The following is a 20,971-nucleotide window of genomic DNA, read 5'->3' on the forward strand; positions in this document are numbered from 1 at the left end:
TGGGACCAGCCGCCCCTCGCGGCCGTCGGGGGGTCATCCGAGGTCACGACGGTGGAGCCCGGCCAGACCGGCAGCGGTGAGCCCGGCGGCGAGGACGGCCAGCAGGACCAGCGGCGTCATGGTGAATTCGGCGACCGGAAGCCCAGGGGTCTGCGCGAACGGCGACGCCTTCAAGATTGACGGGTCGGCGCCCAGTAGTTCCACCGCGAACTCGAGCACGAGGCACAGGCCGAGCGCGGTATAGGGGACGATCGCGGCGAGCCGTGGCATCAGGCCGTACACCAGCGCCGAGATGGCGGCCAGCACCAGGACCGAAGGCAGCCGCGTCAGGCTCGCACCCAACAGCCGTGGAATCTCGCCGCCCGGATCTCCCGTGGACAGCCCGTAGACCAGACCCATCCCGAGACCAAGCCCAGCGAGCACGATCCCCGGCCCCGCCACGACGATGGCCAGGTGACCGCCTGCCCAGCGCAGCCTGCCGACCGGGCCGGCCAGGATGGTCTCGGCACGGCCGGAGGTCTCTTCCGCCCGCAACCGCAGGGTCGCCTGAATCGCGTAGACCGTGATGACCTGGCTCATCAGGTAGATGACGAAGGCGAAGAAGCCGTCGACGGGACGGCCACCGCCACCCATCCGCTCCATCAGGCCTCTGAGGGCCTCGCTCGCGTTCAGTTGTTCGGTGACGCTCCGCGCCACGCCTCCCAGGCCGGCGCCGAACGCGGTGAACGCGACGGCCCAGGCGAGCAGCGTGCCCCTCTGCAGCCGCCACGCCAGGGAAAGCGAAGTGCGCAAGCCCGGCGCCGCGTCGGCGGGACCGAGCCGGGGCGGGAGGATTCCGGCCCCCAGGTCCCGGCGTGCGGATATCCGGTAGGCGCCAGCCACCAGCAGCAGGATCAGGCCGGTGACGGGCAGCAGCGGCCAGTAGTGGTCACCGGCGAAGGGGCGCATGTGCTGGGTCCAGCCGAACGGCGACAGCCAGGACACCCAGGAACTCTTCTCGACGTCCGCGATCGCGCGCACCGCGTACAGGACGCCCATCGCCGTGGCGGCGATGCCGCCGGCGGTACGCGAGCTTTCGGTCAGCTGGGCAGCCAGGCCCGCGAGCGCGGCGAAGATCCAACCGGCGGCGGCGACGGACAGCCCCATCACCAGGGAACCCCGTGGAGGCAGCCCTTGGCCCATGAGCCCCAGTGCCACGACAAGGGCGGTGACCAGGTTGGCCGCGAACGCCACGATCAGCGCGGCCGTCAGTGCCGCGTGCCTGCCGACTACGGTCGAGCCCAGCAGTTCGCTACGGCCCGCTTCCTCCTCCCCACGCGTGCTGCGGATCACCAGGAACATGCTCGCCAGCGCGATCAGCAGGGCGGCCTGCCCGCGTACTCGCCAAGCGGCGAGCCCTCCGGCGGACGAGTCATAGATCGGGCCGATCATCATGAGCTGTGTCGGGTCGCCGTTGGTCGTGTGGAGGAACGCCTGCCGCGCCTCTTCAGTGGGATAGGCGCTGGCCACCGAGCTCGCGATGCCGATCACGAGCATCGCCACGAGCCCGAACCAGACCGGTAACCTCACCCGGTCGCGTCGCAGGATGAGCCGGATCAGTCCGCCGGTGCCGGTGAGAGTGCTCATCGCTGTGCCACCGCGTGCTTTCCGGTCGCACCCGCGCCGGACAGGTCGTCTTCGTAGTGGCGCAGGAACATCTCCTCCAGCGTCGGTGGCTGGCTGACCAGGCTCCGCACGCCGACTTTCACGAGCTCGCCCAACAACGCGTCCAGCGCATTGCCATCGACCTGGCAGCGCAGCCGATTGCCCTGCGTCCACAAGTCGTGCACGCCGGCTGATCCGGCGAGCTGGGGGACGGGGCCCGCGAGCTCGGCCGTGATCGAGGTGCGGGTGAGGTGACGCAGTTCGGTGAGTGTGCCCGTCTCCACCGTGCGGCCGTGCCGGATGATGCTCACCCGGTCGCACAGGGCCTCGACCTCGGCGAGGATGTGGCTGGACAGCAGCACTGTGCGTCCCTTGCGCCGTTCTTCCTGGATGCTCTCCTGGAAGACCACCTCCATCAGCGGGTCGAGCCCGGAGGTGGGCTCGTCCAGGATGAGCAGGTCGGCATTCGAGGACAGCGCCGCGACCAGGGCCACTTTCTGCCGGTTGCCCTTGGAGTAGGCCCGCCCCTTCTTGCGTGGATCCAGCTCGAAGCGCTCCAGCAGTTCGGCTCGGCGATGGGGGTCGAGCCCGCCGCGCATCCGGCCGAGCAGGTCGATCGCCTCGCCACCGGACAGCGTCGGCCACAGTGTCACGTCGCCGGGCACGTACGCCAGTCGGCGATGCAGTGTGGTCGCGTCTCGCCACGGATCGCCGCCCAGCAGCCGAGCCGTGCCGGAGTCCTGACGTAGCAGGCCGAGCAGGACCCGGATGGCAGTGGACTTGCCGGCCCCGTTCGGACCGAGGAATCCGTGCACCTCACCGGCCCGGACCGTGAGGTCCAGACCGTCGAGTGCCCGTGTCCGGCCGAAGGTCTTGACCAGCTCGGACACGGAGATCATGGTTGACATGTTTCGCACACTACATGAACTTCACGAAATTCGTGAAGTATCGATAGTCTGTAATCTGGGGCCTGCAGAGACGACGCGCAGAGGTGTGCATGACCGAGAGAATCGACAGCGAGAGCGGCATGATCGAGAGAATCGACAACGTGCCCACGGCCGATGCGCTGCGGTTCCTCGAACGCTTCGCCGTGGTCATGTCCGACTCGGGCTATCCGCGCATGGCCGCGCGCGTGCTCTCGGCGCTCCTCATCGCCGACGACGGCCGGCGTACCGCCGCCGAACTCGCCGACCTGCTGCAGGTCGGCCCGTCGGCCGTCTCGGGTGCGGTGAAGTATCTGATGCGGGTCGGGATGGTGACCCGTGAGCGGGACCCCGGAGAGCGTCGTGATCATTACCGCGTCGACCAGACGGCGTGGTACAAAGCGGCAGCATCGAGTGACGAGGTGTTCCGTCGCTTCGAGGAGGGCGCACGCGACGGGGCCGACGTATTGGGCACGGACACGCCCGCGGGGGCCCGGATGGACGAGACCCGGCGCTTCTTCGCGTTCCTCCGCAGCGAGGTCCCCCTGCTTCTGCACAAGTGGAACGAGTTGAACGCTCAGCCCGCAGAGCAGCCGGCCGGCCCGGATCGAGGGGCCCTGTGATGGCGCCTGGCGGCCACCGCAGCGCGCATCCAACGTGTCCGCCGACGGATGCAGCACCTGACGTGATGGCTGTCAGCGAGGAGCCGAACAGACGCTCGCCTGACGTATTGCTTGACGTGAATTGCTGCCACCAGCAGTACCCCGCCTGCATGGTCACAAGTACGCCATCGACGCGGTGGTCGAAGTCTGAAGCCGGCGTCCGGCGGCTGATGGTTTGCGCCGCCTAGGTCTTGTGCGGGTGTGGACGTACGGAGATTTCCAGGACGGTGGCCTGTGCGCCGTCGGCGTCTAGGAGGTGCTCTTCCACGGTGGGACCGGCGACGTCCATGTGGTGGCGGTCCAGCCAGCCGAACAGGTCCTGCCCGGCCTGAATCACGCCGGCGGCCGGGACGACGGCACGTACGACGGCGCGGGCGGGCAGGATGAGCTGCTTGCCGCCGCGCTCCGTGGTCACCGCCGCGGCGAACCCACCCGTCGGATGCCCGCGCAGCCAGGTCAGCAGGGTCGCGGGCGGTGCCGGGCAGACGGTGGCCAGATTGGCCGGATGATCGAGACGTAGATGGCGTACGCGCAGGCGGCGCGGACCCACCGTGGTCTGCTGCGGCAGAATCGACATCGGCGTCGCGAGGTGGTCCTCCGCGTGAGCCGCAGTCGCGGCCAGGGCGGTGATGTCACGCCGGATGCTCGTCAGGGTCTCGGCCACGGCCTGCCGCAGCTGCGCCTCGGGCGCGTCCAGCAGGTCCGCGATCTGACGTAGCGGCAGGCCGAGGCGCTGCAATGCACGGATGCGTTCGAGCCGGGACAACTCGGCCACGCCGTACCAGCGATAGCCGGTGGCACGGTCTACCGCGGCGGGGAACAGCAGTCCGATTTTGTCGTAGTGGCGCAGTGTGCGTTCCGAGACGCCGGCCATGCGCGCCAGTTGTCCGATCCGCCACATCTCGACCCCTCGTGTTGACCTTGTCCCTGCGTCAGAGTCCTACCGTCACCGTTCATGACCGACTCGAACCCTCGGACCCGGCTTGCCGGTGTACTGCTGCTGAGCTCGCTGGTTGCCATGATCGCCGGTGCGGCCATCGTGGTGCCATCGGGGCTTACCCTGAATCCGTCCGATCCCGACGCCGCACTGGCCGCGGTGGGCGAGCACGTCGGGCTGCACCTGGCCGAGCTGGCCCTCGACGTGCTGGGCTGGCTGGCGCTGACCGCTGCAGGGCTGCTCGTGGCCGGTGGCTCGGCCGAGGCGCCCAAGCCGTATCTGGTGGTGCTCGCCGGCGGGTTGCTGGCGGCCGCCGGGCTGGCAGGCATGCTCCATGACGCCGGCAACCTGGCGCTGACCCAGCTGACCGCCGTCCCTGCGGCCGCCACCGTGGCCGGGGCGGTACTCCTCACTGCCAAGTGGATGGTGAACCTGGCGGGGCTGCTGTGGGTCGCGGCCACCGCCGCCGCTGCGGCCGGTGTCCCGATGCCCGCGGGGCTTCGCCGTACCGGTGCGATCGTCGCGCTCCTCGGTCTGGTCGCGGTCGCGCTTCCGTGGACGACCGGCGTCAAGGGGCCGTCGGCGGTGATGGAGCAGCTCGGGTACGCCCTCCACTTGCCGATCATCTTGTGGTACGGCGTATTGGGCTGGCGATATCTACGCGGTAGGTGACCAGGTGGTACGGCTGGGCCAGGTGATCGAGCGTCTTGGCATGCTGACCGATCACATCCGCATGGCCGATTTCCCATTTGGCAGGCGGACAGGTTGATCTACAGTGCGGAGAAAGGCCTGCTGCCGGTCAACATCGATCCGTCCAACCACGTATCTCAGAACGTGTTCTGACTTACGCTCGGGATGTGTGCGCGAGCCATGCCGACGCCGTCACCTTCTCCGACTTGTCAAGAAACCCTCGAGCCGTCGCCGAACGCGCGGCGCGCCCAGGGCGAGTGCGCGTCACTCATCGCGATGCCCCGGATTTCTATCTGACCGCGGCGGATCGTGCAGAAGATCGCGAACGAACGTTGGCCACGGCGTCCCGGCTGTTCCTCGCCTTGATCAAGCACGATCCCACCGCGGGTGCGTTGGTCATAGCCATGCCGGAGGTCTTCCCCTGGGTACGCCACCTTTCCCCGGCCGAACTGCGTGCCTTCACTCTAGAGCTGGTCGAGGCGCTCTCCGACGCCGCGGAGTTGGAGTGGCCGGGCTCGCGCGTGGTCCGAGACGCGAACCGCGAGATGTCAACCGAGATCGACGTCACGCAATTGGGATCGCGCCGAAATTCCGAGCTTGGGAAACAATCGGTACAGGTGGGAACCGACCGTTCTCGGGCTGAGCGACAGCCGTTCCCCGATCTCGCGGTTGCTTAGCCCATTGGCCGCGAGTTGGGCCACTTCCAGCTTCTGTGGGGTGAGCAGCGCCGCGGCATCGGAACCTTCTTCGTGTGCCGCGCCGCCCGTTGCCCGCAGTTCCGTCCGAGCACGCTGTGCCCATGGCACAGCACCGAGACTGTCGAACAGCGCGACGGCGATCCGCAGTTGGGTGCGGGCATCGGCTCTGCGACGGTTACGGCGCAGCCATTGACCGTAGAGCAACGCCGCTCTCGCCTGGTTGAACGGCCGGTCCGCGACGTCGTCGGGAACCAGCGCGAGCCGGTAGTGATGTTCGGCCGCTTCGTCCTCTGCCAACAGCGCACGGCAGAGATGCAGGCGCGCGCGCACCCACGCCGTGCGTTGCTCGGCCAATGCAACAAAACGCTCGACTGCCGCGGTGGCCAGATGCGGCTGGTCGCTGCGCACCGCGGCCTCGACCAGGTCCGCGACTGTACTCAAGGCGATGTATTGATGCCCGTACCGGGAGCCGGGGGTGTCCACCTCGGCCAGCCTCGCGCAAGCCTCCTGCGGATTGCCCTCGGCCATGGCCAGCAACCCCAGCGCCGCGGTCGCCATCGCGGACGCGACACGCTGCCGCAGCGGAACCGCGATGGCCAGTGCCCGTTCCGCATACTTGCGGCACTCCGCGCCATCGCCGCGTACGGCGGCGAATCGGGCGAGGATCGCGAGGAGGTTGGCCCGCAACCCGCGCTGCCCCGTTTCGTGGGTGAACCGCAGGCCCTCCTCGGCATGTGCGATCCCCTCAGACCAGCGGCCCAGCCGAAACTCAAGGTCGGCTTGGTAGAACAGCAACTCGGTCAGTGAAGCCGATGACCCCAGGGCGCGCAGCCGCTGCCCGGCTACTTCGGCGAGCCGGCAAGCCTCGTGCGGGTCCGGCCCAAGCCAACCGATCGCCGCCGCCCACATCCACGGGCGCCCGCCTCCCCCTGGTTGGCTCCGCTCTAGCGCACTGGGCAGCTCCCACAAAGCCGACCCGGTGAGTGTGCCTTCCGCTAGCCCTCTTGCGGCCCGATGCGTCATCTGGTCGCAATCCAGCTCGGCGATACGCGTGGTGGCCAGCGCCGACGCGTCGAGGTCACCGGCATGAAAGGCCGCGTTCGAGGCCAGCGTGAGAGTCCAGGCGGCTTCCTCCGGGTCAGTCAGCGCCATCAGCTCCGCGCAACGCATGAGATAGAAGTAGGCCACGGCCGGGTCGCCGTCGTACAGCTCGATGGTCCCGTTCATCTGTGCCAAGGTCACCGCAGGAACAGATTCGGCCATGACCTCCTCGACCAAGGTCCGCGCCAGGCCGAGCTGGCCGGAGTCCAGGGCGGCGAAGGCCGCGGTGACGATGCGACGACGTCGGCCGTCGGACGTGGTGCTCAGCCGTGCGGCCCGCTGCAGCACCGAGGCCGTGGCCGCTTCGCCACCGCGGCGTCGAACCGCGTCGGCACTGCGTTCCAGCGCACTGGCCAGTTCTTCGTCGGGCACTGTCGCGACCACCGCGCGATGCCAGGTGGCGCGGTCGGTTTCGCCATCGGCGTCCAACTGCGCGGCGATGGCCCGGTGTGCGGCACTGCGTGATTCGAATGAGGCGTCGGCGTAGACGGCGGAGCGGATCAATGGGTGCCGGAATCGGAGCCCGCCGTCGGCGAGTTCGATCAGCCCTGACCGATTCGCGGCCTCGAGGCCGTCCGCGCGCAGATCCAGCCTGGCCGCGGCACCCAGCACCGTGTCGGCGTGCCCGATCTCCTCGGCTGCCGCGACCAGAAGCAGATCACGGCAGTCGGTGGGGAGGGCGTGCACCTGGCGGAGGAATGCCCTGCGCACACGGGCGCTGACCGGCACGGTCCCGGACATCGCGAGATCCTCGATGAGATGGTCCCGCTCGGCTAGGTCGGCGAGTTCGGCCAGGGCCAGGGGGTTTCCGCCGGTGGCCCTGAGGACCGACTCGAGCAGGTGACTGGGCAACACCCAGCCACGCTCGGCCAACAGCCGCGCCGCGTCCTGCGTGGGAAGCCCTCCCAGCTGGAGTTCAGGAAGGTCGGTGGTGTCCACCGCGGTCGGTTCAGGGTTCCTGACCGCGAACAGCGTCGCGATCGGCTCGGTGCCCAGCCGTCGCGCGGCGAACAACAGGGCTGACGCCGAGGCCCGGTCCAGCCACTGCAGGTCGTCGACCACGACCAGCACGGGTTGCCGCGTGGCCGCCTCGGCCAGCAGTGCGATCACCGCTGCGGAAACCACGAAATCGGAGGCCGAGGAATCGGTGATGCCCAGCGCTCCACGCAGGGCCTCTGCCTGAGCTGCCGGTAACGCGTCCAGGCGGTCGAGCAACGGCCGCAACAGTTGGTGCAGCCCGCTGAATGCCTGCTCGATCTCGGATTCCACACCTGCGCAGCGCAACACCCGCATGCCCCGGGGGTGAGCGGCAAGATCGGCCGCGTGGCGCAGCAAGGTGCTCTTGCCGATGCCCGCCTCGCCACGTAATACCAGTGCCCCGCCGTTACCGGCGTGCGCTTCCGCGAGAAGGCCGGCGATGGCGCACTGTTCCGCTCGGCGTCCGTACACGGCGATGACATTACGGATCAGACATCACGATTGCAGTCGGTTTGACTCAAGCGCACCCGCTGCGACATGCCTGATGCTGGCACGGCCGAACTTGATCGATACCCACCGACGAGGGGACGAAGGAAGTCACCGTGTCCATGACGACCCAGGAGCCGGGGCCCATACCCGGCCGATCCCGCGGAACACGTCAGCGCCCGGAAAGCAGGTCCAGAAGCCGGAGGCAGCTGTTCTCATTGGGGGCGCTGGCGCTGGTCAGCTTCGCCTTTCTCGCCTTCTCGCTGCCGCCGTACCTGACGCTCGACCCGAGCCAGTCCAGGTTCCCGATCCGGGACGACTTCGCGCCGCATTATCCGCTGATGGTGACCCACATCTTCTTCGGTACAGTGGCGCTGCTGGCCTCATGCGTACAAGTGTCGACCTGGATGCGCCAGCGTTATCCCGCCGTACACCGGTGGAGTGGGCGGGCGTACGTCCTGGGTGGGGTCCCACTAGTGGGCGTGCCTGCCCTGATCATCGCGCCGCTGAGCCACAACGGCTTCGGCGCCCAAGTGGGCAACACCTTCTGGGCGTTTTTGTGGCTGTTCAGCACCATTGCCGGATACCGGATGGCGCGGCAGCGCCGGTTCGCCGACCACCAGGCGTGGATGATCCGCAGCTTCGCTCTGATCTGGGCGATCGTGCTGAACCGGCTGTGGGCGGTATTGTGCGTCCTTCCGCTCATACCGCAGCTGGACACCACCTTTGGCGGCGACCAGCAAGCGATGATCCAGGCTGCGGCCGGTCCGAGCATCTGGCTGAGTATCGTGGTCAACCTGATCATCGCGGAATGGTGGCTGCAACGACGTGGTGCGGCCAAGCGGCGCGCACGGATCCTACCGCCACCCGCCTAGGTATAGGAACCTGGCCCGGCCGCCTTATGGTTGCCGCATTGGTCAGGCTGCTCCTGGTCGGTTCAACGTTGTTGTGGTCACCGTCGATGGTACGGGTCGTGGACGAGCTGTATCGCTGCCTTCCCGACCTGCCGGACGAGGTGCGTACCGAACACACCGACATGGCCCGCCAACCGCTGGTGCGAATGGTGGCCGAGCGCGAACGCGCCCCTCGCGGAGGGGCACCGCCACTGTCCGGTCCAACAGGCGTGAGGCCGGAGCAGCTGTGATCGACGCGCTCATCGGGCTGTGGTCGGCGCCCGTCATGGCCCACCCGAACAGAAGGGAAACCTCATGAAAGTCATTGTGGAGCAGGGCAAGTGCTGCAGCGCCGGCACGTGCGTGCTCATAGCGCCGGAGGTGTTCGATCAGCGCGACGACGACGGGATCGTGATCCTGCTGGATGAGCGACCACCCGAGGAACTCCACCCGATCGTCCACGAGGCGGTCAGCGTGTGTCCGGGCGCGGCGATCTCGACCAGCGAGGATACGTGATTGCGCCGGACCACGTGCTGGTGGTCGGCGCCTCCGCCGCCGGTCTGGCCACGGTGGAGGCCTTGCGCCGCAAGGGTTACCTGGGTCGCGTGACCGTGCTGAGCGCCGAGCCCCACCTGCCCTACGATCGGCCGCCGTTGTCGAAGCAGGTCCTTTCTGGCATCTGGGAGCCCGAGCGGGCCCGGCTGCGGTCCGCAGCCGTGCTGTCGGCGTTGGATGCGCAGTTCGTTCTCAGTGATCCGGCGGGCGGTCTGGACGTCTCGGCACGCGCTGTCCACACGGTGTCCGGGCGCGTCCTGGTCGCGGACGCCGTCGTCGTGGCCACTGGGCTGCGGCCCCGCACGTTTCCCGGGCAGGCCGGTCTGGCCGGTGTCCACGTGTTGCGCACGCTCGACGACGCGCTGGCGCTGCGGTCGGACCTGCTGTCCAGCTCGCGGGCGGTGGTCGTGGGGGACGGCGTGCTCGGCGCGGAGATCGCCGCCACCGTGTGCGGCATGGGGGTGCCGGTCACGATGGCCGGCCCGCAGCCGGCGCCGCTGGCCTATCAGTTCGGTCCGCTGGCCGCAGGGCTGCTCGCCGATCTGCATGCCGAGCGCGGGGTCGACCTGCGGCTCGGGGCCGCGGTCACGGGGTTGGTCGAGCGGCACGGGCGGGTGACCGGGGTGTGCCTGGAGACCGGCGCGGTGCTGCCCGCCGACGTAGTCGTGGTGGCGTTCGGTGCCGCACCGGCGACGGAGTGGCTGGAGAACAGCGGACTGAAGGTGGACGACGGGCTGGTGTGCGACTCCCGCTGCCGCGCGGCGGAGGGCATCTACGGGGCCGGTGACGTGGCCCGCTGGCACCATGAGACGCTCGGCGCGTCGCTACGGCTGGAAAACCGCACCAACGCCACCGAACAGGCGATCGCCGTCGCTGGCAACATCCTCGGCGACGATCATCCCTACACCCCGGTGCCGTACTTCTGGACTGACCAGTTCGACGCCAAGATCCAGGGACACGGGGTGCTGTCCCCGGACGCCGAGGTGTCCATCGTGGACGGCCAGGTGGCCGACCGCCGCTTCGTCGCCGCCTACCGCCGCGACGGCAAGGTCACCGGCGTACTCGGCTGGAACATGCCCAAGCAAGCCCGCCTGCATCGGCAGGAACTGCTCAGGGCTTAGGTAGTCCTAGGCGGAAAGTCATGACCGGCCAGGTGGATGTTGAGAGTGAGGTAGGCCGCCGGCGAGGTGCACGTGGCTCGGGTCCTTTTCCGCCGGCCCCCTCCCGAACCGTGCGGGCGGCGTTAACCGCACGCGGCTCTCCAGTGATCACTTCCGGGGATGGCTGTGCCGCGTCCGTTGTGGATGTCGTGATGGCACGTTGAGCAGACCACCAGGGTTTGCGTCGGCGTCGTGCCATCAGTTCCACCCATGGCGGCCGATCGGCTCGACATCACCGCCGGACAGCACACCGCCCGCCCGACGCGCCTGTTCGCCTCCTGACCACCGCGCCCGGTCGATGTCGGCGAGGTGGGCCAGGATGGCGGTGGCGTCGAAGGGGTCCAGGCTCAGCAGGCGGACGGTGGCGGTGGCCGGGCCGCTGACGCTCTCGTAGGCGGCTGGACTATTGGAGATAGGTTCAGTAGATGCGCTGTTCGCTGGGTTATCATCCATAGGCCGAGTGGGGCCCGCGATGGTTTCCTGGGTGCCATGAGATCTATGACCGCCGAAAGACGCACGGTCGTACCCGCCCGCGAAGGCCGTGCCGTGCGGGTGACCGCCGGGCAGCGCGTGAGCGTCGTCGATCTGGAGGGCGGCCAGGTCGGTGATGTCTTCGCCTTCGTCCCCGCATCCGCCGGGTCCGGCGGTTCCGCTGAAGCCCTGACCGAGCACCTGAGCGCCGCCCACACCCGCGGCTCCACGAACCGGCTCTTTCCCGCGGTGGGGCAGCAGTTCGTCACCGACCGCCGCCGTCCTCTCCTCACCCTGGTCTCCGACACGTCTCCGGGCTGGCACGACATGCTGATCCCGGCCTGCGACCCGGCCCGTTACGCCGCGTTGGGAGTGGAGGGCGTCCACGCCTCGTGCGCGGACAAGCCGGAGGTGAGCCGGTGTCCGCGCTTCACCATGAAGACGGGGCGGTCGTCGTAGCTGGACCAGTTTCCGCCCGTCCGCAGTTCGACGTCCGGATGCTCGCGGAGGCCGTCGACGATGTGCGTGATCCAGTTGCGGCGGGCGCCGACCTCCCCGTCCGCCAGTGCCTTTAGGTACGGGCCCGCCACGCCTGCCGCGATCGTCATGGCCTGACGCGTGTCGGCTGCTGGGTAGCTTCCGACGAGATGGATGTGGCGGCTTGGCATGTTTCTCCTCCTCGTCAGCCCGCCACCACGCGGCAGCGGCGTCGTGGCCGTGTTCTGCGTTAGGGTGCGCTCCCCGAGTGTGATGAGTTTCGACCCTCCGGTCGAGCAGCAGCCGATCGAATTTCGAGAACGTCTCGCCGGTGCGTGCTGATCCCCCGTTCACGCGCCTGGCATGAGCGGCAACATCCGCTTGGGCCTGCTTGTCCCGATGACCTGCACGGCGTGGACATCTACGATCAGCCGGTCGCTTACCTGGAATTCTTCATGGCAGTCGGCTGCCCTGTCGGGCTGACATCAGCCGATGAGGCGTCTGCGCCAGTCGATCGTCCTCGGCTTGACCGGCGACGACGGGCAGGCCCTCGGCCGAGCCGACGTCGGTGAACGCCGGAGGCAGCCCCGGTGGGTGGCGGGAACGGCGTAGGGGACACGTCGGGCCCGCCCGCGGTGGGGATACCCGGACGGGGCACGGCGGTGGGCTTGCGCGCTTCCCGGGCCCCATCCAGGCGTTGTCAGGCGTCTGTGCTCGTGTCCGTGCTCGCGTAGTGCTCGGCGATTTCGTCGCTCGTCGTCAGCCACACGCCGGAGTGGTTGGCGATGTACTCGAGCGCCTGGCCGAGGTACTTCGCCCGGAACGCCTGGCCGATGACGAACGGGTGCAGCGCCAACGCCATGACGCGCCCGCTGTCGGCGGACTCGGCATAGAGCTGGTCGAGCTGGTCCTTGACCAACTGCACGAAGTCGCCGCCGCTCATGCCGTGCATCGTGAAGATGCCCAGATCGTTGAGTTCGAGCGAGTACGGCACGCTCAGCATCCCCGGGACGTTCAGCCGGTACGGCTGGTCGTCGTTGGTCCAGTCCAGCACGTAGCTCAGGCCGAGCTCGGCGAGCAGGGACGGCGTCTGGAACGTCTCGGTGAGCGCCGGCCCCAGCCAGCCGCGCGGCCGCTGCCCGGTGGCCTTCTGGATGGTCTCGACCACCTCGGTCAGGTAGGCGCGCTCGTCGCCGACGTCGGCCTGGAGCGTGGAGTTGTTCTTGCCGTGGGCGAGCCACGCCCAGCCGCGGGCGTTGCCCGCCTCGATGATCTGGGGGTACTGCTCGCACACGTCGGCGTTGAGCAACACGCTCGCCCGCAGCCCGTACCGGTCGAGGATCTCCATCACGCGCCAGATCGCCACCCGCGGCCCGTAGTCGCGCCAGCCGTAGTTCAGCGGATCCGGCACCAGCGTGGTGGTCGCCTCGTTGATGCTGGTGGAGGGGCGGTCGATCGTGAAGTGCTCAACGTTCAGGCCCACGTAGAAGACGGCGCGGTGGCAGACACGGTGAAAGGCACCGTCTCGCCCCATCTGACCCGCCTGCTGGTTCACGCGGGCCTGGATCGGTCGCGCCTGGTCGGTGTTCCCGGCCTCGCCGTGCTGGATGAAGACGGGATCCGCATCCCCACCGCAACCTGCCTGCGGGTCTGGGAACTGGTCTCCGGTCCGGCGTGGCAGGCGGGCGGCAGCAAGCGGGTCATGGAGCTGTGGCGGCCGGGTGCGCTGGGCGTGTGGGACTACCTGTTTTCCGTCTCCGGCACCCTCGGCGACGCGCTGGATGTCTCCAGCCGCCACTTCACGGCCATCGCCGACCCCGCAGACCGGCTCCTCGTCATGCGCGACGACGACGGGGTGACGGTCACCTATCAGGGCCCCTACCGAGACCATCCGGAATACCCGAGGATCGGGGAACTGGTGCCGCACATGCTGCTCCAGGTGGCGAGCTCGGGAGCCGGGCGGCGGCTGGCGCCGGTGCGCGTACGGCTGCCGCACCGCCCACCTACCTCATCCCAGCGCCTTGTGGAGTTGTACGACACCAGAAGCGTCGAGTTCGAGGCCGACCATCCGTCGATTACGTTCGCCGAGGCGGACGCGGACGTTCCCCTGCCGCTCGCCGACCCCGCGCTCGCCGCGATTCTGGACGACCACGCGCGACTGTCCACGGCGGCCTCCCGGCCGGTGCTGGGCTGGCTCGACCGGTTCCACGCCATCCTCGAGTCCGCGGTCGCCGATGGCCCACCGGGCCTTGACCAAGTAGCTCGCCGGTTAGCCATGAGCCCCCGCACCCTCCAGCGACGCTTGCGCGATGAAGGCACTAGTTGGCGGGAAGAGCTGGAGAAGCTTCGGCAGCGCCGGGTGGACCGCCTGCTGCGCGAAACCTCACTCAGCGTGGAGTCCATCGCGGCGCGGGTCGGCTTCACCGACTCCCGGGCCCTGCGGCGCGCCATCCACCGCTGGTACGGCCACGGCCCGGCCGTCATCCGCGCGAGCGGCCCAACCTAGCCCACCAGCTCGCCGGGGAACTGGAACAGGCACTGGACGCCGGCTGGGGTAGAGGTTTCGGTATGAGCCCCGAAGCGCGAAGATCGGGTTACGGTACCGCCGCCGGCGGGTCGTTCAGCTTCGGTGTGCCGAGGGTGCGCGCGTGGTGGTGGCGGCCAGGTGCCGCAGCTTGTCCTCCGACTCCGAACCGGGCTCGGCGGCGAACAGGTCCATCCCCTGCAGCTCGGGGTCGCCCGGCAGGCTGACGAGCTCGGCGGACAGCCGCAACTCGCCCACGACCGGGTGGTCGAGGACGTAGTCGCGGTACGTCGCGACGGCCACGTGGTGCTCGTTCCACAGGCTGCGGAACTCGGGGCTTCCCTTGCAGATCGTGTCGACGTGCTCCATGATCCGTGGGTTCTTGGGGTAGCGCGCGGCCAGGACTCGGAGCTGGGCCACGTGCTCCTGGGCGAGTCGCGGCCAGCCCTCGCCGTGCATGCGTTTGATCTCCTCGTCCAGGAAGACCAGATGGGCGATGGTCCTGCGTTCTTCGGGGAGCGCGGCGAAGTCGGCGAAGACCGCGGCGGCCAGCCTGTTCCAGGCGACCACGTTGGCGTGCCGCCCGAGGACGAAGGCCGGGGTGAGAACCAGGGAGTCCAGCAGCCGCTGCAGCCCCGGCCGCACCGCGGTTTCCGGGCAGTCCTGGCATCGGTGCGCCGGGTGGGCCAGCGCGTGCAGGTAGGCCCGCTCGTCCCCGGTGAGTCGCAGCACGTCGGCTATGGCGTCCAGCACCTCCGCCGAGACGTTCTGGCTGCGACCCTGCTCCAGCCTGGTGTAGTGGGTGACGCTCACCCCGGCGAGCAGCGCCAGCTCCTCGCGGCGCAGCCCGCGCACCCGCCGCGTTCCGCTGCTCTTGTACGGCACGCCGACATCCTCCGGCCGCAGCCGCGCCCTGCGGGACTTGAGGAAGTCGCTCAGCTCAACGTCTCGATCCACATCCACCCACCCTAGGCAAAGTTTGAGTAGTCAGAACGCGGGGCTGGCTGGCGTACGGGGCCGCGGCCAGGCTGTCCGTCATGCGACTCCTGATCCCTCTCGCCCTCCTGGGCATGGGCAGCATGATCACGGCCCTGGACTTCACCATTGTGTACGTCGCGCTGCCGCAGATCGCGCGTGACGTGGGATTCTCCCCCCTCACGCTGCAGTGGGTGGTCAGCGCCTATTCAGTGCCTTTCGGCGGCTTCCTGCTGCTCGGCGGCCGGCTGTGCGACCTGATCGGAAGACGGCGGATGTTCGTTCTCGGCATGCTGCTGTACGGCGTCGCCTCGCTGCTCGGCGGGCTGGCCACCGATCCAGGACTCTTGATCTGCGCGCGGGCGCTGCAAGGGCTCGGCGGCGCGGTGCTGATGCCGGCGACCTTGTCGCTGGTGGTCACCATGTTCGAGGAGGGTGCGGCGCGCAACCGGGCGATGACCGTGTGGGCGGTGTGCGGCGCCAGCGGGCTCAGCCTCGGCGCGCTGCTCGGCGGCGTGTTGACCGGCGGGTTCGGCTGGGAGGCGGTCTTCTTCGTGAACGTGCCGCTGGCCGTGGCCGGCGCCGCCGCGGCGTTCGCCGTACTGACCCCGGACGGCGCCCGGCGGGCAGGCGGGTTCGACGTGCCTGGCGCGCTCATCGGCACCGCGGGCGTCACGGGTCTCGTGTTCGCCATCGCGCATGGCGCCGAGTGGGGGTGGACCTCTCCTGGCGTCCTCGCGTCCCTTGCCGCCGCGTCGGCGCTGCTCGTCGGGTTCGTCGCGATCGAGGCGCGCAGCCGCAACCCCCTGATGCCGCTGCGCCTGCTGGCCAACCGGCACACGAGCGCCGCGGCCGGGGCCATCCTCGTCTACGGCCTGACCTTGCAGTGTGTGCCGTACTTCCTCACGATCCACTTCCAGGACGTGCTCGGCTACGACGCCATGCAGTCGGGCCTGGCCTTCCTTGGGCCCACCCTGGCGATCACGGTGGGCAACCTGGCCAGCGAGCGGCTGATCCCACGCCTCGGGCTGCGCGGCACGCTGTCCCTCAGCGTGCTCGTGGGTGCCGTGGGCACGGCGGTGCTGGCGTTCAGTCTTTCCGCCGACGAATCCTATTTCGGGCTGCTCGCCGGAGTCGTCGGCTTCGGGCTGGGCGCGGGCCTGGCGTTCAACACGATGTTCATCCTCGCCTCGACCGGCGTGGTCCCGCACGAGCAGGGCGCGGTCTCCGGACTTTCCTCCACCGTCCTGCAGGCGGGGAGCAGTGCGGGTCTGGCCATCCTGGTGGGGGTGGCCGGCCGCGACACCAACGGACTGACCGGGGAGGCACTGCGCATCGTCACCGCCGACGGGCTGAGATCCGCGGTCTTCGCCGCCGCCGCGATCGCCATGGTCGGGGTGCTGGCCGCACTAACGCTTCCCCGCGAAGCCCGGATGCGGGTTTCACAATGAAACGCCTCATCCGCACAATCTCGTAAGTCTCGAGTGCTCCGGCATCGTCGCGCGCAGCGGCCGCTAACTCCTCCGGATCGGCCCTGTTGGGAGCGTCCAGCCGTTAGCCTATGACGATCTAGGAAAAGCGCGACATCCCTGCAGGACGACAGGAAGCTGAGGAAGACCAGTGGTTCACGGCTTCGGTGATTTCGCGAACATGGATCTCGAAGCGTTCCTGCGGGATGCTCAGCAGCGGGCGGCCCGTTTCGAGGGGGCGCAGCAGCGAGCCGGGGAACTGGTCGGCCGCGCCGCGACGGCCGGCGAGCAGATCGTCGTCGAGTGCACCATGGCCGGCATCAGGCGGCTCGTCATCGACCCCCGGGCGAAGCGCATGAGCGTCGAGGAGATGTCCGCAGCGATCCTCCAAGCCATTCACGCGGCGGACGCGGACCTCAAGCGCCAGCTTGAGGTCGTCATGACGGACGCGTTCGGCGAGGTCGCGCCGAGCCGGGAGCCGCAAGCCGCGACGGCGCGGATCGAAGAGGCCCAGCAGGCCTACGACCGGATGATGGAGGACGCGATGGGCGAGATGGACCGCCTGCGCAGGAAGCTCGGTTACTGACCCCCGCGGGAGGCGGCCGTCACTTCAAGCCGTCGGTCAGCGTCTTGCCGGCCACCCAGGCTATCCCGGCGCTGAGGAGCAGCTGCAGTGCCTGGTCGACGACGAGCTTCCGCAGCATGAGGAGTCGCCGATCGAGCCAGGCGGCCACCGAACGCGCCTGCAATTCGGCGAAGAGTCTGGACGGTCCACCCAGGGTCGCCGTGAGCGCCATCGACGCCAGCCATGTCGCGATGGTGAAACTGAGATACAGGCTCGCGGTCATGAGATTGGCGATCACTCGCAGAAGCCAGGAGAGGGTGCCGGCCGAATCGGCGGCTTCCTGCGAGCCCGTTCCGAAGGCGGCCACCTTCTCGCCGTAGGCCTGCCGGACCGGCGCCTGCCATGAGGCGGGTGACATGCTGTTGTGCTGCTCGCCCAGGACCTGGCCGGAGGCCTGGACGTTGCCGGCGACCGCGCTCCAGCCGTCAGCGGCCCTGTGAAGCAGAAGCGGATCCGCGGGAACCCACAGCGCGTATTTGAGGACCGTCCCCCAGGTCGAAGGCAGCAGAGTCGCGGTGAACGCCAACTCGCCGAGTGTCGCCCACTGCATCCACCTGAGGTCGCCGCCGCCGCCGGGCTCGTACGGATCGAGAGCGTCGGCCGGAGTGGGAATCCTAAATCCGTCTGACATGCTCTACGCTCTCCTTTTCCACGCCGTCCACGTTCGCGGACACGGCGTGCAGCTTTTCACGGTAGCCGTGGAGCGACTCGATCGTCCCCGTCAGCGTCGCCTCGGCGTCGCCGACTATCTCGTCGTGCTTCATGGCCAGCTGAAATCCCGCCACCCCGAGCGCCGCCCAGCCGATCCGCATATTCGGGGGAAAGGCGCCGGCTTCTTCCAGGTGTGACACCGGAGACGCCGCGTCGCGGTCGTGGACGATCGCATCGCCCAAGTTCCTGATCGCCGGCCTGTCATAGATCCGCGTGTCCCGCGGGTCGGTGCTCGGTTCGTTCACAAGAGCTCCACTCGAAAGCTGGGACACGAGTTTAGGGCCAGGAAGATCGGATGGCACGGGTTCTGCTCCTTCTGATCACCGCGATCCGCGGCGGTGGCGCTCAGGACCAGCCCATATTCCCCATCGGGGCGGTGGGGCTGAAGAGGACCGGGAGGGACTCCAAGCTGCGAGCCCACAGCGAAGGGCGCCAGCGGAGCGACTCCGGCGACACCGCCAGATGAACATCCGGCAGCCGGTCGAGGAGCACCTCGACGGCTGTCTTGGAGATGATCTCCCCTAGTTCGGGGGCGGGGAAGGGGCAGCCGTACTCGCCGTGGCTGAAGGACATGTGCGCACGGTTGGCGCCCGATCCCCCCGGATGCGCGGCGGGCTGGACCTGAGGGTCGGTGTTGGCGGCGGCGAAGCCGAGCACGACGAGGTCGCCGCGGCGGATGCGGCGGCCGGCCAGTTCGCAGTCGCGTACGGCGAAGCGCGAGGGCATGCTCATGGTGGGCGTGTCCTTCCACAGCACCTCGTTGAGCGCTTCCCCGACGCTGCTGCGGCCGCCCTGCAGGGTCATCGAGAAGTGGTCGTCCACCAGCATCAGCCGCAACGTGTTGCCGATCCAGTTGGCGCTGGCCGCGTGGGAGGCGCCCACCATCACGATCAGGTCGTAGACGGTCTCCTCGTCGGTGAGCCGGGCGGCGTGCGCCAGCAGGCGCGAGGTGATGTCGTGGCCGGGACGGGCGCGCTTGACGGCCACGAGACGTTCCATGTGGGCGTATACCCGGGGGAACGCGGGGGCCGCCTCCTTGCCGCCGTCCAGGAGGTCGTGAATGCCCTTGATGAGGTCCGGCAGGTCCACCTCCGGCATGCCGAACAGGCGGGTGACGACCTCGGCCGGGATGCGCTGGGCGTACTGGGAGACGAGGTCGGCTTCGCCTTCGCCGGAGAACCGGTCGATCACCAGGTCGGCGACGTGTTCGCAGATCCGGGTCAGCTCCGTGCGGTCGACGGAGTCGAGGGCGTCGCTGACGGCGCCGCCGCGGCGCTGGCGCTCCTCACCCTCCGAGTACATCAGGTTCGGCTGCCAGGTGACGTACAGCCTGGCCGGCCAGTCGGCGGGGAGCCGGTCGAGCATGTTCCAGCGCCTGGGGTCGCGGCCGAACAGCTGCGGCTGGCTGGTGACGTAACGCAGTTCGCGATAGCCGGCCACGAGCCAGGCGGGGATGCCGGCTTCGAGCAGGATCGGGATGACGGGCCCGTACTTGCGGCGCAGCTCGTTGTGGAACGCGGCGGGGTCGTCGTGGATGGGGGCCTCGGGCAGGAGCACGGCGTCGGCGTGCTCCGGGTAACCCTCCAACAGCTCCTCCATCGGCGTCACGGCGTGCTCTCCTCGTACAGGTGGGCGAGATGTTCCACGAGCGTGATCAGCACCTGCTTGCCCGAGCTGCGCTCCCGCGCGTCGCAGTCGACCAGCGGGACCTCGGGCGACAGCGCCAGCGCGTCGCGTACGGCCTCCAGCGAAGGCCCGCCGGAGAAGCGGTTGACCGCGACGACGAACGGCATCCGGTGGTGTTCCAGCCGGTCGATGGAGTACCAGGAGTCCTCCATGCGGCGGGTGTCCACGAGCACGACCGCGCCGAGGCTGCCGGCGAACAACTGGTCCCAGACGAACCAGAACCGCTGCTGGCCGGGAGCCCCGAACAGGTACAGCACCCGGCTGGCGTCCAGCGTGATGCGGCCGAAATCGAAGGCCACGGTGGTGGTGCGCTTGGTGCGTACCCGGCTGGCGTCGTCGATGCCCACGCCGGCCTGGGTCATGACCTCCTCGGTGCTCAGCGGGCGGATCTCGCTCACCGAGCCCACCATGGTCGTCTTGCCCACGCCGAACCCGCCGACGATCACGATCTTCAGGGCGTCTGTGATCGTCTCGCGGAGCGGAGTCCGGGTCGCGAGCCGGTCAGAGCTCGTGGAGTGCAAGGAGCACCTGCTTAAGGGTCTCGGCGTCGGGACGGCCGGCACGGGAGATGGCCGACGGATGGCGTACGGTGATGCGGTTGGTGTCCAGCAGGTCGCGCAGCAGGATCTTCACCACGCTGACCGGCAACCGCAGCTCCGCGGAGATCTCGACCACCGCCATCGGCTGCCGGGTCAGCTGCAGAATCTTGACGTGCTCGGACTGCATGCCGGGCGTGGGGTCGCATTCGCTGACGATGAGGGAGACCGGGTCGAAGGCGGTCTCATCGGCGCGAGTGCGGCCCCCGGTGACCGTGTAGAGCCGGTCGGGATCCTCGCGGTCGACGGATCGTCGTGTCATGGACGATCGCCGCTTCCCGCCGCCTGTCGCGGCGCCGCGGTGAGGTACGTCCCGATCTGCTCGACCAACTCGTTCATGTTGTGCCCGATCAGCCCCACGTCGCCGTCCTCGTCGGCGAGGACGGCCAGGTGGGCGCCGGCCCCGGCGGGGATGATGAGCAGCATCCCGCCGGCGAACTCCACCATCGCCTGTCCCGCCCCCGCCACCGCGCCGTCGCCGAACTCGGCGGAGGCGCTCAGCGACAGGCTCTGGATCCCGGCAGAGAGCGCCGCGAGCTGGTCGGCTGCGTCGCGCTCCAGCCCGCCGGTGAAGCACATCTTCAAGCCGTCCCTGGTCAGCACCAGTACATGCCGGATTCCCGGGGTCTTCTCCCTGAGGTTCTCCAGGAGCCAGTCAAGGGTCTGCGTGGTGTCGGTCGTGCTCATCGAAACGCCAATCTCTCTACGTG

Annotated in this window: 23 protein-coding genes; 10 read left to right on the top strand and 13 right to left on the bottom strand. The window is 68.9% G+C overall.

Going from position 1 to position 20,971, the window contains the following annotated elements; all coding sequences use genetic code 11:
- Positions 1-33: 33 nt before the first annotated feature.
- Positions 34-1,626 carry an ABC transporter permease gene (locus tag ACTMTI_RS46825; RefSeq protein ID WP_441127334.1) on the bottom strand — a complete coding sequence of 531 codons (1,593 nt, stop codon included), beginning with the start codon at positions 1,624-1,626 and terminating at the stop codon, positions 34-36.
- Positions 1,623-2,552, bottom strand: a complete 930-nt coding sequence (locus ACTMTI_RS46830; RefSeq protein WP_441127335.1) for an ABC transporter ATP-binding protein — start codon at positions 2,550-2,552, stop codon at positions 1,623-1,625. Before ACTMTI_RS46830 ends, ACTMTI_RS46825 begins: the two co-directional genes overlap by 4 nt.
- A gap of 89 nt (positions 2,553-2,641) precedes the next feature.
- On the opposite strand from ACTMTI_RS46830, the gene ACTMTI_RS46835 reads away from it, so the two are divergent.
- Positions 2,642-3,190, top strand: a complete 549-nt coding sequence (locus tag ACTMTI_RS46835) for a GbsR/MarR family transcriptional regulator (protein WP_441127336.1) — start codon at positions 2,642-2,644, stop codon at positions 3,188-3,190.
- 223 nt (positions 3,191-3,413) lie between these two features.
- Here the strand turns inward: ACTMTI_RS46835 and ACTMTI_RS46840 are convergent, their stop codons facing one another.
- A complete protein-coding gene (locus tag ACTMTI_RS46840; RefSeq protein ID WP_441127337.1) occupies positions 3,414-4,130 on the bottom strand; it encodes a MerR family transcriptional regulator in 717 nt (238 codons plus the stop codon).
- A 54-nt stretch (positions 4,131-4,184) separates the two neighbouring features.
- On the opposite strand from ACTMTI_RS46840, the gene ACTMTI_RS46845 reads away from it, so the two are divergent.
- Complete coding sequence (locus tag ACTMTI_RS46845; RefSeq protein WP_441127338.1) at positions 4,185-4,838, top strand: hypothetical protein; 654 nt, start codon at positions 4,185-4,187, stop codon at positions 4,836-4,838.
- A gap of 566 nt (positions 4,839-5,404) precedes the next feature.
- Here ACTMTI_RS46845 and ACTMTI_RS46850 read toward each other — a convergent pair.
- A complete protein-coding gene (locus tag ACTMTI_RS46850; protein ID WP_441127339.1) occupies positions 5,405-8,104 on the bottom strand; it encodes an AAA family ATPase in 2,700 nt (899 codons plus the stop codon).
- A gap of 233 nt (positions 8,105-8,337) precedes the next feature.
- Between ACTMTI_RS46850 and ACTMTI_RS46855 the strand changes: the two genes are divergently transcribed.
- The 4 genes from ACTMTI_RS46855 (at position 8,338) to ACTMTI_RS46870 (ending at position 10,688) form a co-directional block, all read left to right on the top strand.
- Positions 8,338-8,994, top strand: coding sequence for a DUF2306 domain-containing protein (locus tag ACTMTI_RS46855; RefSeq protein WP_441127340.1), 657 nt, complete (start codon positions 8,338-8,340; stop codon positions 8,992-8,994).
- Between the two features lie 98 nt (positions 8,995-9,092).
- Complete coding sequence (locus ACTMTI_RS46860) at positions 9,093-9,263, top strand: hypothetical protein (RefSeq protein WP_441127341.1); 171 nt, start codon at positions 9,093-9,095, stop codon at positions 9,261-9,263.
- 64 nt (positions 9,264-9,327) lie between these two features.
- Positions 9,328-9,528 (top strand): ferredoxin, encoded by a 201-nt coding sequence (locus ACTMTI_RS46865; protein WP_441127342.1) that lies wholly within the window; start codon positions 9,328-9,330, stop codon positions 9,526-9,528.
- Positions 9,525-10,688: an NAD(P)/FAD-dependent oxidoreductase gene (locus ACTMTI_RS46870; RefSeq protein ID WP_441127343.1), complete on the top strand. Its 1,164-nt coding sequence runs from the start codon at positions 9,525-9,527 to the stop codon at positions 10,686-10,688. The genes ACTMTI_RS46865 and ACTMTI_RS46870 overlap by 4 nt, the downstream gene beginning before the upstream one ends.
- A 237-nt stretch (positions 10,689-10,925) precedes the next feature.
- On the opposite strand, the gene ACTMTI_RS46875 is transcribed toward ACTMTI_RS46870, so the two are convergent.
- Positions 10,926-11,180, bottom strand: coding sequence for a hypothetical protein (locus ACTMTI_RS46875; protein ID WP_441127344.1), 255 nt, complete (start codon positions 11,178-11,180; stop codon positions 10,926-10,928).
- A gap of 45 nt (positions 11,181-11,225) precedes the next feature.
- Between ACTMTI_RS46875 and ACTMTI_RS46880 the strand changes: the two genes are divergently transcribed.
- Positions 11,226-11,657 carry an urea carboxylase-associated family protein gene (locus tag ACTMTI_RS46880; RefSeq protein ID WP_441127345.1) on the top strand — a complete coding sequence of 144 codons (432 nt, stop codon included), beginning with the start codon at positions 11,226-11,228 and terminating at the stop codon, positions 11,655-11,657.
- 718 nt (positions 11,658-12,375) lie between these two features.
- Here ACTMTI_RS46880 and ACTMTI_RS46885 read toward each other — a convergent pair.
- Positions 12,376-13,158, bottom strand: a complete 783-nt coding sequence (locus tag ACTMTI_RS46885) for a polysaccharide deacetylase family protein (RefSeq protein WP_441127346.1) — start codon at positions 13,156-13,158, stop codon at positions 12,376-12,378.
- Positions 13,159-13,173: 15 nt separating this feature from the next.
- On the opposite strand from ACTMTI_RS46885, the gene ACTMTI_RS46890 reads away from it, so the two are divergent.
- Positions 13,174-14,181 (top strand): AraC family transcriptional regulator ligand-binding domain-containing protein, encoded by a 1,008-nt coding sequence (locus ACTMTI_RS46890; protein WP_441127347.1) that lies wholly within the window; start codon positions 13,174-13,176, stop codon positions 14,179-14,181.
- A 114-nt stretch (positions 14,182-14,295) separates the two neighbouring features.
- On the opposite strand, the gene ACTMTI_RS46895 is transcribed toward ACTMTI_RS46890, so the two are convergent.
- Complete coding sequence (locus tag ACTMTI_RS46895; RefSeq protein ID WP_441127348.1) at positions 14,296-15,156, bottom strand: helix-turn-helix domain-containing protein; 861 nt, start codon at positions 15,154-15,156, stop codon at positions 14,296-14,298.
- Positions 15,157-15,236: 80 nt separating this feature from the next.
- On the opposite strand from ACTMTI_RS46895, the gene ACTMTI_RS46900 reads away from it, so the two are divergent.
- Together ACTMTI_RS46900 and ACTMTI_RS46905 are read left to right on the top strand one after the other, a co-directional pair.
- The gene (locus ACTMTI_RS46900; protein ID WP_441127349.1) at positions 15,237-16,625 is read left to right on the top strand and encodes an MFS transporter; all 1,389 of its coding nucleotides are present in this window, start codon (positions 15,237-15,239) and stop codon (positions 16,623-16,625) included.
- Between the two features lie 199 nt (positions 16,626-16,824).
- Positions 16,825-17,229: a hypothetical protein gene (locus ACTMTI_RS46905; RefSeq protein WP_441127350.1), complete on the top strand. Its 405-nt coding sequence runs from the start codon at positions 16,825-16,827 to the stop codon at positions 17,227-17,229.
- Between the two features lie 19 nt (positions 17,230-17,248).
- Here the strand turns inward: ACTMTI_RS46905 and ACTMTI_RS46910 are convergent, their stop codons facing one another.
- From ACTMTI_RS46910 to ACTMTI_RS46935, 6 genes are all read right to left on the bottom strand, one after another.
- On the bottom strand, positions 17,249-17,794 hold the full coding sequence (locus ACTMTI_RS46910) for a hypothetical protein (protein ID WP_441127351.1): 546 nt from the start codon (positions 17,792-17,794) through the stop codon (positions 17,249-17,251).
- Positions 17,795-17,882: 88 nt separating this feature from the next.
- The gene (locus ACTMTI_RS46915; protein ID WP_441127352.1) at positions 17,883-18,224 is read right to left on the bottom strand and encodes a hypothetical protein; all 342 of its coding nucleotides are present in this window, start codon (positions 18,222-18,224) and stop codon (positions 17,883-17,885) included.
- A 100-nt stretch (positions 18,225-18,324) separates the two neighbouring features.
- Complete coding sequence (locus tag ACTMTI_RS46920; protein WP_441127420.1) at positions 18,325-19,578, bottom strand: cytochrome P450; 1,254 nt, start codon at positions 19,576-19,578, stop codon at positions 18,325-18,327.
- A gap of 5 nt (positions 19,579-19,583) precedes the next feature.
- The gene (locus tag ACTMTI_RS46925) at positions 19,584-20,186 is read right to left on the bottom strand and encodes a GTP-binding protein (RefSeq protein WP_441127353.1); all 603 of its coding nucleotides are present in this window, start codon (positions 20,184-20,186) and stop codon (positions 19,584-19,586) included.
- A complete protein-coding gene (locus ACTMTI_RS46930; RefSeq protein ID WP_441127354.1) occupies positions 20,167-20,523 on the bottom strand; it encodes a DUF742 domain-containing protein in 357 nt (118 codons plus the stop codon). The genes ACTMTI_RS46925 and ACTMTI_RS46930 overlap by 20 nt, the downstream gene beginning before the upstream one ends.
- On the bottom strand, positions 20,520-20,948 hold the full coding sequence (locus ACTMTI_RS46935) for a roadblock/LC7 domain-containing protein (RefSeq protein WP_441127355.1): 429 nt from the start codon (positions 20,946-20,948) through the stop codon (positions 20,520-20,522). The genes ACTMTI_RS46930 and ACTMTI_RS46935 overlap by 4 nt, the downstream gene beginning before the upstream one ends.
- Positions 20,949-20,971: the final 23 nt, after the last annotated feature.

Origin of the sequence: Nonomuraea sp. H19 (assembly GCF_052068215.1) — a bacterium.
In the GTDB taxonomy this organism is placed as follows: domain Bacteria; phylum Actinomycetota; class Actinomycetes; order Streptosporangiales; family Streptosporangiaceae; genus Nonomuraea.